The sequence below is a fragment of the Leeuwenhoekiella sp. ZYFB001 genome (assembly GCF_011784865.1).
Taxonomy (GTDB): domain Bacteria; phylum Bacteroidota; class Bacteroidia; order Flavobacteriales; family Flavobacteriaceae; genus Leeuwenhoekiella; species Leeuwenhoekiella palythoae.
This window is the reverse complement of sequence record NZ_CP050460.1, coordinates 152,459-165,000: the sequence shown is the minus strand read 5'-3', so window position 1 is coordinate 165,000 and position 12,542 is coordinate 152,459. Positions and strand designations below refer to the sequence as shown.

The following is a 12,542-nucleotide window of genomic DNA, read 5'->3' as shown; positions in this document are numbered from 1 at the left end:
ACGTAAGGGCCGTGATGATTTGACGTCATCCCCACCTTCCTCACGGTTTGCACCGGCAGTCTTGCTAGAGTTCCCGACATTACTCGCTGGCAACTAACAACAGGGGTTGCGCTCGTTATAGGACTTAACCTGACACCTCACGGCACGAGCTGACGACAACCATGCAGCACCTTGTAATCTGTCCGAAGAAAAATCTGTTTCCAAATCTGTCAGACTACATTTAAGCCCTGGTAAGGTTCCTCGCGTATCATCGAATTAAACCACATGCTCCACCGCTTGTGCGGGCCCCCGTCAATTCCTTTGAGTTTCATTCTTGCGAACGTACTCCCCAGGTGGGTTACTTATCACTTTCGCTTGGCCACCCAGCCCTCAATTAGACCGGACAGCTAGTAACCATCGTTTACGGCGTGGACTACCAGGGTATCTAATCCTGTTCGCTCCCCACGCTTTCGTCCATCAGTGTCAATATATTGTTAGTAACCTGCCTTCGCAATCGGTATTCTATGTAATATCTATGCATTTCACCGCTACACTACATATTCTAGTTACTTCACAACAATTCAAGACTAACAGTATCAATGGCAATTCTACAGTTAAGCTGCAGACTTTCACCACTGACTTATTAGTCCACCTACGGACCCTTTAAACCCAATGATTCCGGATAACGCTTGCACCCTCCGTATTACCGCGGCTGCTGGCACGGAGTTAGCCGGTGCTTATTCTTACGGTACCGTCATCGTGCCACACGTAACACTTATTCTTCCCGTATAAAAGCAGTTTACAACCCATAGGGCAGTCTTCCTGCACGCGGCATGGCTGGATCAGGCTCCCGCCCATTGTCCAATATTCCTCACTGCTGCCTCCCGTAGGAGTCTGGTCCGTGTCTCAGTACCAGTGTGGGGGATCTCCCTCTCAGGACCCCTACCTATCGTTGCCTAGGTGTGCCGTTACCACACCTACTAGCTAATAGGACGCATGCTCATCTTGTACCGTAACCTTTACTATTAATACGATGCCATATCAATAGACTATGGAGGATTAATCCAAGTTTCCCTGGGCTATACTCCAGTACAAGGCAGATTGCATACGCGTTACGCACCCGTGCGCCACTCGTCAGCAAATTAGCAAGCTAATTCCTGTTACCGTTCGACTTGCATGTGTTAGGCCTGCCGCTAGCGTTCATCCTGAGCCAGGATCAAACTCTTCATCGTAGTATCTTAAATAATATTCCACGATATAAGGAAATTTAATCACACTTCATAAAGAAGCGCTCAAAATGGTCGTTCTAGTTTTAATTCAATTCCGATATAATATCGGAACGCGTTGTCAATTCAATATGTCAATTAACTTCTCCCCTAATTAAAGAAGATCATTTATCGTTAGATGTAAGGAATCGAACCTCTCTTTTTATTACCAAATCATCTCGTTTTCAATGTGCGTTGCTCTCCCTGAAAGCGGCTGCAAATATACAAACCTTTTTTCTTACCAAACAAATAAAAATTAAAGTTTTTTTTAAGCCGTTTTTATAAAACCTTACAAAGAACTTATTCCGACTTTTTGCCGAAAATCGGGAGGCAAAGATACCACCCTTTTCCTTTACAAAACAAGCTTTTTTTTAAACTTTATTTTTTGCCACCGCCAAAAGGTATTAATAACCTCTAAGCGAAAATTTGTTTCCCATAAACAACCTATAAGCTTACCTTAAGATTGTTTACTTGATCTATATTTCTATGAACGTAAAACCGTTTTTTATATCCGATTTTGGAGGCGCAAATATAGAACGATTATCTCACCCCACAAGCACTTTTTGAAAGTATTTTTAAAATAATCTTCTAACACCTTGTTTACAGCTGATTACATTCTTAATGTTTTTTAAAAAAGTTACGCATATGCTGATGAGGCTAAAATATTAAAGGATTCAAAGAACCTCCAAAAAAGCCAAAACCTAGATTTTAGTTGATTTACTCGATGAACTACACAAAAAAACTCTGATTGCTTTTCATCAAAAATACCCGGGTTAGGGATTGAGCGACCTGTTTGAGCTCTTGTTGCGCCCCTTAAAGCGCAATTAAGCGAGTAGCGAAAGCCAGGTTGTTGTCAAAAACAGCAAAACCCTATAAAAAGAAATTCCATACCAGGCCAAAACGAAACGTAAAATCACGGTACGGATAACCCGGAGCTGAATAATAATCTGAAGGACTCACCAAGGAATTGATATGCTCGGCGATGAAAAAGATGCGCGTCTGGCGAACCTTCATATTGAAAAACAAATCTAACAACGGAAAACCACCCAGCTCCAGATCGTTCTGAACGTAAAATTCGGCAAGTACAGGATCATACGCGTTCATATTATATTCAGTAAAATAATTGAATCTGAAACCTGTTTGAACGAAAAGCGCCTTTTGAAACCATTCATCTGTATAATACAAGGTGTTTCGCGTGATGATTTCAGGAACATTAAAATAACTCATCCCTGAACTAACATTTTGATAAGCTACCGTATTATCTAAACCGAATTTGCCCAATCTAAATTCCTTGTTGAGCTTAACTTTTAAATAGGTGACATTGGCATCTGCCTGAAAAGATTGCACCAAGCCGGCGTTATTTCTACCGAAATAAGCATAATCTGCGATACTCACTAAACTAGCAGAAGCATTGAACCATTTTTTTGATTCCATCTTAAAATCGAGAGAACTGGTCTTTACGTTCTCATAATTTTCAGCATTGTACCAGTTGTAATTCTGGTAACTGCTTTGATACAGCAAGTGATTATAATTTGCAGGAGAAGAATTGATATGAATTCCGCCAGAAAATGCTGCTTTATCTTTTAGCTTAAAACTGGCCTCTGCATTAAAATCTAAGCCCGAAAAGTCACCTACCACATTGGTCTGTGCTTCGCCTTTTAATTGAAATCCTTTGTACGCTTTTCTATAAGAAGCTCCGACTGCAATAATATTCCCCTGAAGTGCATTGGGAATCGTCTCATCTTCTCGAACGAGCACCGAGTTATAGCCATAATTGTAATAGGTATGATTAGCCTGAAAGTTTAGCGTTCCTAATATATTGTTTGAATACTCTACAAAGACTCTATTGTTCAATTCTTCATAATCTGTACGATCTACCAAATTAGAAGTCACAAAAGATTCGCCGAAAAGATCAGTAGCGGGAGTGGTTTGCCTATATTCAAAGAACTTGTCTTCATAATTGAGGATATGCCCTATTTGAATCCTATTCTTATTGACGCTGTCATTCTGCTTAATTAAGTCGTAGCGCTGATTAATGTAAAATCGAGCTCCATCGAGAATACTTTCGGCATCTTCAAAGTTAACTGACAGCCTAGCGCGATCATTGAACTGAGAATCGCCTCCTCCGAAATTAACCAAGGCTTGATCTGTAAGGCCACCGTTTTCTTCGTTTAATAAATCCTGAGCCACATAATGCGCCTTAACGTTGTAACGGTTATTTTTTGATTGATAATTGGTCGTGAATCTGAAATTCCCTGTACTGGTAAGCGCGTTTTGATATTTACCCAAACTACGCAACCCCTTATAAGCAATAGAAAAATTGAAGCGTTTAGATTTATTCATCGTAAAAAACGCATCAAGGTTTTGGCCTTGAGAGAATACACTTTTATAATACAGCTCGGTTAACGGCGTGGGAACTTGATAATAAAAAATATCATCAACCTCCATATAATTGAAATGCCGCGCACGGGCTCCAAATTCAGGCATTACTTTTTCACTATCAAAAGTATAGGCCAGCGTATTATAGGTTTGCCCTTCATTAGCAAATGGCAACAACTCAAAATTGTCTTTCCTGAGGTAATTATACTTGTAGAGTTTTTCTATCGTAAGTGATGTATCTACGATTATGGTATCATTTTCTACTGAAATGATTTTGTATAGATCTAAGGGTGGGCGTTGGCGTGCTGCTCTATTTTTAAGACCTCTATTAGTTAAACTGTCTTCATAACTGTTTCTCCCTCCTCCTTCACGTCTAATTGTAGAATTATCTTGAGAAAACATCTTAAAACCAAACATTAATACAATGATGCAAGTAAGTTTAATCCTAAAACCCATACTTCTCTCTTATTTAAATATGCGAAACTAAATATATAACGAAGAATATCATCAAAAAATATTTAATACTTCTATCTCGCGCAATTATACATCAATTTATCTAGACCTAGATATCTTGCAAATAAAAACCGGATAGCAATTGAATTACTATCCGGTTCTAATATTTATCCAGAATGTCGATTAATTCTGACCTCCAAGATTTGTATTAAATAAAATCTCGTTTTGAGGAATCTCATAAGTTAACTTCTCGTCATCATGTGAGAATGATTGACCAGCAAAATCTAACCAGTTAGAGCCTCTAGTACGAGTTTCACGTCTTCTCTTCATAATGAAATAAGATTGACCTTCTCCCCAAAGCTCTAATCTCGCTTGCAAAGCAGCTTCTTCGGCTAAATCAGTAGTTGCCATTGCATCAATATAAGATGAATCATCCAACCTTAAGTCTAGGACTGCTTTTAAGCTAGTTCTAGCCGCAGCAAAATTTCCGTTTTCAGCAGCAGCTTCGGCATGCAATAAATACATTTCTGCAATTCGCATATAGTGAGAATCCGAATCGATATTCACCTGAGGACCTGAAAATAATCCAAAACCGTTTAGTTCGGCTCCTTTATAATAAAACTTACCTAATGGTCGCAGATCAGAATTAAACTGATACAATCTAATATCATCTTCTCTAAAGTTACTATATAAGCCAGCATCCATTCCTTTTGGATTACCTACAGCAGCATAGCTATAACTATAAGCATCCATAAAGCCCCACCAAGAAAATAATGAAGCAAGACCTTGCCCTTGAGGGGTAATATCAATTCCCCATAGAACTCCTGGAATGCTATTGATATCGTTGAATCCACCAACACTACCATCTTCACCCGGTAGTAATGCCACTTCATCAGCCGTCATAATTGGATATCCAGCATCTATAACCTTTTTAGCGTACTCTTCAGTTTTAGGCCAGTTATTCATAGCTCCATAAAGTCGAGCTAATAACCCCCTTACAACATCCTGATTAATTTCAATCTTAGCATCTCTATTAAAACCTTCAAGTAAAGTCTCCGCTTCTAATAAATCATTTAAAGCAACATCAAATACTTCTTGAAGTGTACTTTTGGGCATATCAAGATCGTTTGCACTTGTATAAATAGGCAAAACTTCTTTAGATAAATCTGAAATATCATTCACATAAATGTGAGCAAGGAAATAGTATGCATATCCTCTTAAAGCTTTAGCCTGACCGATAGTGAATCTTCCTGTTTCAGTTTCAGGCACTACATCATTACCACCAGCTCCATCAATAACCAAGTTTGACAAGTTAATGATTCGATATAAGAACCTCCATCCTCTGTAATTGTAAGCATTATCAGGATCTAGAGTTGCAGTTAATTCTGAGATTTGAGTTTGTCTGTTATAACTCTTTCCTAAATGAGCCATATCCGCCGACATCATGTCTAATTGAATATACTGCGTTGTGATTCCGAAATCTTCTTGACTATCAGTACCACCACTACCTCGACGATATAAGTTCTCATAAATACCCAATAATGTACCAGCTGATACATCAGGGTTAATTTCCGCAGCTTCAGAAACCTGCTCTGCAGATAAAGTCTCTGTTGGGTAAACTTCTAGATAGTCTTCACTACAAGACGCCAGCAAGAGAAGAGCCCCACCGAAATAAATAATTTTTCTTAACATTTTCATATTTTTTATAAAGTTAAATTAACACCAAATACAACAGTAGATAATGGTGCATAGCTATAAAAGTCAGAGTTACCTGTAGCAGACGTAGAAGGATTGAAACCTTTTCTGGCAGACCAGAAAGCAAGGTTATCACCAGTCACAAAGAAATCAAGGTTAGAAAGGCCCATTTTTTCCACAAAGTTAGCAGGCATTGTATACCCCAAACGAATATTATTTAAAGCCAAGAAATCAGCTTTAGTCAAAAATCTCGTTGAAGTAGCATTTTGCTGAATTTGAAATCTAGCATCTTGACGTGGAATATCAGTAACATCTCCAGGCGACATCCAACGATCTCTGATGTCTACGTGAAAGTTATTAGTACCTGCATAATCATTGTCCATTAAAGAAGCATAAGCTCCATCATAAGACCACCCTCCTAAAGAATAAGCAAATAAAGCACTTAGAGAGAAAGCACCATACTCAGCATTTAAACGGAAAGAACCGGTAATATCAGGAATTGCAGTTTTATCTATGAACTTATCTGCTGCTTCAGCATACACTTCTGTAATATCTTGAACAATATTTGCTTCTGGGTTATCATTCATATAACCTGTCAAAGAAGTAATGATCACATCATCTCCTCCGAACGTACCATTGTTGTCAACATCGTCAAAATAACGCTCCCATTGCGCAGCACCATTCTCACTATTAACACCGGCGTAAACAGGCATATACCAATCATATAATGATCTACCAGCCGTACGACCGTAACTTCCATCTTGATCAAATCGCTGCTCCTCTCCGGTAGTTGGATCAATAGGAAGCGCCACAAGTTCGTTTGACAACAAGGCTCCATTCACCCCGACATTCAAGCGGAATTTACCATTGTTAACAACTTTAAAGTCAAGATCAAATTCAACCCCAGTGTTCAACATTTCACCGTCATTTACACGAATGTTAGCAAAACCATTTGAAGGCCCTACGTTTCTTGTAAAGAACATATCTGTTGTGGTCTTTCTGTAGTATTCTAACGAACCATCAACAAAGTTTCCTAATTCAAACTCAGCACCTACGTTAAACTGGTTTGAGCTCTCCCAAGTAAGATCTGGGTTACCTCTTGTAGTAAATGCTAATGAGATATTATCATTAAGATTGTTGATAGAGTATAAGTTATAACCAGGATATAGACCTATACCTGCAGAGTTACCAAGAACACCATAACTCGCTTTTAATTTCAAGAAATCCACAAAGTTAGAGCTATTTAAAAACTGTTCTTGAGTTAATACCCAAGCAGCACCTACAGAGTAAAAATTACCCCATTTTTCATTTACAAAACGTGAAGACGCATCTCTGTTAAATGTAGCATTTAAGAAATACTTATTAGCAAAATCCACAGTTGCGTTTGCTATATAACTCTCAGTTCTCTCATCTCTTGTAAACCCGTCACTTGGATTATTAACAACACCATTTGAAATATTTGGCCCAAAAGGAGTTACCAAATTAGAACGGCTCGCTAGCAAATAGTTAAACTCATAAGCAGTCGCAACGTGAGATAGGAATGCAGAAACATTAAATTCGCCAAAACGCTTGTTATAACGCAATCCAGTTCTAAGGGTATAGTTTTGTGTTTCAGATCTTGATCTATCAATTCTACCACCGTCTCCTTGTGAAGGGCTATAGAACGGTTCGTTTAGCGTGGTATTATCATTCATGTAATACTGAAACGCAAAGTTATTCTCTAATGTCAGACCATCTAATAATGTCAACTTGAAGTCATTATTAAAGTTAACCGCATTACCTTTATTGTTGCTGATGTTAATTTGAGAATCAGCCACACCATTGGTAGCAAAACCAAAACCACGACCATCTTCTAAACCATAATCATATAAGAAACCACCGTAAATAGGATCAGGAATTCTGTTACCATCCGCATCTCTACGGAATAATGGGTAGATAGGTGGTATATTATCAATCCACCAGAACTGAGAAGATGAAGAAGAACCGGTACCATTATTATTTTGCTCACTCTGAGCATAGTTAATAGTAGTAGTTAAATCGATAATATCTAAGATATTATTTGTAGCAGTCACACGACCATTCAATCTCTGGTAATCTGTATTACTTGCATACCCTATATCATCGATAAAACCGAATGAAGCGTATACTGAAGACTTTTCTCCGCTATTTGAAACAGAAACATTAGCCTCTGTTCTGTTAGAGCTTTGAAAAGCAAAATCCTCCCAACTCTCTGGAGTATATCTTCTAGTCACACCCGGACGTACCATACCGGTTGCCGGATCAATCAATTGGGCAACAGCCGCTGCATCACTACCTCCAATATTCCACATATTATATACAGGCGAAATATCAGAAACATCTGCATTAGCCCCTTCGAATAAGTTGGCATTTGCATAGTCGATTGCGGCAGCTTGATCACCGTCGTTTTCTAACAAACCTCTTTGATAGATTCCTTCCCAAGAAATTCCAATATACTCTTCAGGAGAACTAATTGTTTCATATCTGTCAATACCTTGATAGTTTGTACCGGTTTTGATTGACACATTTAAACGACTTGCTTCACCCTTACCTTTCTTAGTTGTAATTACAATTACCCCATTTGCACCTCGCGCACCATACAGTGATGTTGCAGATGCATCCTTAAGAATAGTAACCGATTTGATATCATTAGGATTGATATCATTAAGACTTCCTCCAAATGGAGCGTCATCAACTACATAAAGAGGATCATTACTACCATTGATAGATCCAAAACCGCGGATTCTAATTTGCGAAGTACTACCAGGCTGACCAGTTGTGTTAAATACTGCAACTCCAGCTGCCTCTCCCGCTAGTGCCTGAGAAACGTTTGAAAAAGATTTCTTTGAGATTTGTTCACCTCCTACAACTTTTGCTGAACCTGCAAATGATGTTTTAGAAACATTACCAAAACCAGTAACCACCACCTCATCTAACTCCTCACCTGCTTGCATAGAAACACTGATAGTTGAAGAAGCTCCTACGGCCACTACTTGATCTTGAAAACCAATGTAAGAAAAAACAAGGTTCTGCCCTTGCTCTGCGCTGATAGAATAATTCCCATCAAAGTCAGTTTGAGTACCAACACTGGTTCCTTGAACCACAATGTTTACCCCTGGTAGCGGCATACTATTGCCGTCAGTTACTGTACCAGTAACAGTTTTTTGCTGAGCGAATGTCAACTGTGTTAAAAACAGTAAACCTAGCGCAAAGCACCACGTAATTTTTGATTTCATAAATTTATTTATTTGAATTAGCCATCGCAAACATCTTAAAAGTTTCTTAGAATTACAACGAATTTTTAGATACATTTAAGATTTAACATAGTAAATAATTAAAATAAACGTTTTAATTAGCTTTTATTTAACAGATACTCAGCTAATCAAAGTATTTTCAAAAAATATTTTAATAAGTACATAATTTTTTAAAATTCAACTCTTTAAGAGCTTCTCCGCTGAGCAATTTTGAAAATAGTTCTATTTTGCACCTCTATGATTTTGAAATTACGTTCACAAAATAAATTAATAGAATGCGGTACCGATGAAGCCGGAAGAGGCTGTTTATCAGGTCCCGTCACTGCTGCGGCCGTTATTTTACCCGACTCTTTTGTTAATGAAACCTTAACAGATTCAAAATTACTTAATCATAAGTCTCGTGAATTATTGCGGCCTATAATTGAAAAAGAAGCTCTTGCCTATAGCATTGCTCACGTTTTTCCGGATGAGATTGACACTATTAATATCCTTAATGCATCAATAAAGGCGATGCACCTGGCTATAGAACAGTTGCAACAAGAGCCTAAACATATTTTAGTTGATGGTAATCGCTTTAAGCCTTATAAAGATTGCTCACACGAATGCATCATAAAAGGCGACAGCAAATTTTTATCTATCGCTGCTGCATCGGTTTTAGCTAAAACGGAACGGGATCGATATATGACGGACTTGCATATGCAATTTCCGCAATACAACTGGAAGAAAAATAAGGGATACCCCACTAAAGAGCATCGAGAAGCTATCAAAGCATACGGACTTACCCCTCATCATCGTAAAAGTTTCAAACAATTGCCTGAGCAGCTTCGGCTTGACATTTAAGGTTGTGTAAACATATATTCTGACTTAAGAGTACTTACCTTTGCTGTGTTTAAAATGTATTCTAATGAGGAGACTTGCTTTAGCGTTCGCACTTTTGTTCTTAATCACTAACTGCAAACAAACACCAACTACTAATACCAATTTACTGCATCTCATCCCTCAAAAATCTGCAGCTATTCTTAGAATACCTGATTGGGATACTTTCAATGAAACGCTTAAAATCAATGAACCCTCGGCTGTTTTAAATGAAACCGGTTTCTACAATACACTTCTAGAGTATGCAGACCTGCTCAAAAAATTCGCGCCAAAGGACGATGCATATCTTGCTTTTGTTGCTCTTGGAGATAATGATTTTGATCTAGCGCTCATCACTAAAAATCACCCGAAGCTCCTACAAACAGATTCTGTTTTCACCAAAAATATCACTTCGTATGAGTACGAGGAAACCACCGTAAATACCATCACTTCAACAAAATCTCCGGTTTACTTTTTGAACAATGAGGATATTTTTATTGCAAGTACTTCAAAACTGATCCTCGAAAACACAATCCTTCAAAACAATACAGGACGGGATCCTATTGATCTCTCACTGGAACAGATGATCAAGACCAGTGATAATGGCAGTCCTAATATATATGTGCGTGGTTCTTATTTTAAAAGGTTATTCAAAACCATAATTCCTGATTTCAAATTTTTAGATTCGGAAATTCCTTTTCAATGGTTGGCGCTTGATATTGATCTAGACTCCAAGACATCTTTAAACCTTAGTGGAGTCTTGACTTCTGAACAAAATGGCAAACAAACTTTTGATCTTTTACAAGACTTGAACCCGGCACCCTCTAAACTTATTCTTAATGCCACGGCGCAATGCCGCGGTGTAATTAGTTTTCAGTATGAGGAATGGGAAACCTATAAAAACAATCTTGCTAAAAAACGAAATGCTTCAGTCAAGGATTTTTCTGTGCCTTTGGAAGACTACTTTGCTTCGATCAATGAGCTCGCAGTGGTTTACACCAATGAACAAAATCTACTACTCAATTACAGTAATGATATTACAATTTCTGAAAAGGCGCTTGCTCCCATTTCGACCAAATCTGAAACATTTAGAGCATTAGATATTTATAAAATATCTGATTCTACTTTTATTAAAAGTACTTTTAAAGAGCTTTTGAACCCTCCCACCGTAAACTATTATTGTACGCTAGGTAATCTTATAGCTTTTGCTAAATCGCAAGACCTTCTCAAAGATTATATCGCTAATTATCAAAACGAAGCGCTTTTAAAGAAAACGCCAGCCTACAACACGCTTGCTAAAAAAATGAGTGATGCTTCAACACTTACTTATTATGGCAACACCAATTTATTAGCCACTTACCTCTCTGGTAAAGTCTCAAAAACCGAAGCAAAAAAACTGAAAGCAATTGATTTTGAACAATTCCCGGCTGCAATGGTGCAATTGGTTCAAGCTGATGATTTTACTTACGTAAATGCGCGTGTAGATAAAATTTCAGCAGCTAATACTGCAGCTCAAGTGGTTCAGACTGCGAGCGTTCAGCTTGATCAGGATCTTTTGAATGCTCCGCAAATGCTTAGAAACTATCGTACTAAAGGTCAGAATATTCTTGTTCAAGATATTGGCAATACGCTTTATCATATAGATGCAAATGGTAAAATTGAATGGAAAAAGGAGTTAGACGGACCCATTTTAGGCAAAATTCAGCAAGTGGATCTTTATAAAAATGGCAGGTTGCAATATGCCTTTACAACACCTTCTCACTTCTACATTATTGCCAGTGACGGTACTGTCGTTAAACCTTTCGATCTCAACTACAGCAATATAACTCAGCCTCTTGCCGTATTTGATTATAGTGGCAGTAGAGACTATCGTTTTGTAATCACACAAGGAAACACTTTGACGATGCTTGATCGGGAAGGCAATAAGGTTAAAGGTTTTGACTATACCGAAGCACCCACCAGCCTTTTTAAAGCGCCTCAACACATCCGCTTAGGGTCTAAAGATTATATTTTGGTCCAATTGACTTCCGGGAAACTGGAGATTTTAAACCGTCGCGGCGAGACGAGAATTCCACTTAAGGAAACATTTGACTTTGCTGAAAGTCCGATTTTTGAAAACGGTTCGGCATTTTTAGTCCGTGAGAAGAATGGCTCCTTAATAACTATTTCGCAAAGCGGAAAAACAAGCCGAAAAGCGCTAGGTAGCGGTTCTGAAATTCAGTACGATCGTCTTAACTCAACCGAAGCACTCCTGCTCCCCGAGCAACTTAGTATTAACCAAAAAGCAATTCCAATAGACTTAGGACTTTACACCGGTCTTAAGGTTATTAAGGCTAAAAATTCTTATTACGTTGCTATGACTGACTTACAGAATAATAAATCTTTTCTCTACACCAGCAAAGGAACCTTGCTTTCCAATTTCCCTGTTTATGGAGCTTCGGAGTTAGATTTTGGCACGTTGCACAATTCTAAAGACTTAGGTTTAACGCTTAAAGGAGAGTCAGACAGTGTGTTGATCTATCAGATCAACTAAACCTAAATAAACTGTTTTTCAAAGTGTTAAAAGGGATTTTCACCCCTAAATCTGAGCTTTTATCTTAGTACCTTTATAGCTAAATAGCTTCCCTGAATACAGAGCCGCCTC

The 12,542-nt window shown here is 38.2% G+C and carries 5 protein-coding genes and 1 rRNA gene (1 of these 6 cut by a window edge); 2 read left to right on the top strand and 4 right to left on the bottom strand.

What is annotated here, in order from left to right; translation table 11 throughout:
* The 4 genes from HCN54_RS00600 to HCN54_RS00585 all read right to left on the bottom strand — a co-directional run.
* Positions 1-1,211: ribosomal RNA gene (locus HCN54_RS00600) — 16S ribosomal RNA — on the bottom strand (it extends 317 nt beyond the left edge of the window).
* A gap of 903 nt (positions 1,212-2,114) precedes the next feature.
* Positions 2,115-4,079 (bottom strand): putative porin, encoded by a 1,965-nt coding sequence (locus HCN54_RS00595; RefSeq protein WP_240924918.1) that lies wholly within the window; start codon positions 4,077-4,079, stop codon positions 2,115-2,117.
* Positions 4,080-4,259: 180 nt separating this feature from the next.
* The gene (locus tag HCN54_RS00590) at positions 4,260-5,774 is read right to left on the bottom strand and encodes a RagB/SusD family nutrient uptake outer membrane protein (protein WP_167596160.1); all 1,515 of its coding nucleotides are present in this window, start codon (positions 5,772-5,774) and stop codon (positions 4,260-4,262) included.
* A gap of 5 nt (positions 5,775-5,779) precedes the next feature.
* Complete coding sequence (locus tag HCN54_RS00585) at positions 5,780-9,025, bottom strand: SusC/RagA family TonB-linked outer membrane protein (protein ID WP_167596159.1); 3,246 nt, start codon at positions 9,023-9,025, stop codon at positions 5,780-5,782.
* A 255-nt stretch (positions 9,026-9,280) separates the two neighbouring features.
* Between HCN54_RS00585 and HCN54_RS00580 the strand changes: the two genes are divergently transcribed.
* Together HCN54_RS00580 and HCN54_RS00575 are read left to right on the top strand one after the other, a co-directional pair.
* Positions 9,281-9,883, top strand: coding sequence for a ribonuclease HII (locus tag HCN54_RS00580; protein WP_167596158.1), 603 nt, complete (start codon positions 9,281-9,283; stop codon positions 9,881-9,883).
* A 64-nt stretch (positions 9,884-9,947) separates the two neighbouring features.
* Positions 9,948-12,431, top strand: coding sequence for a hypothetical protein (locus HCN54_RS00575; protein WP_167596157.1), 2,484 nt, complete (start codon positions 9,948-9,950; stop codon positions 12,429-12,431).
* Positions 12,432-12,542 lie beyond the last annotated feature (111 nt).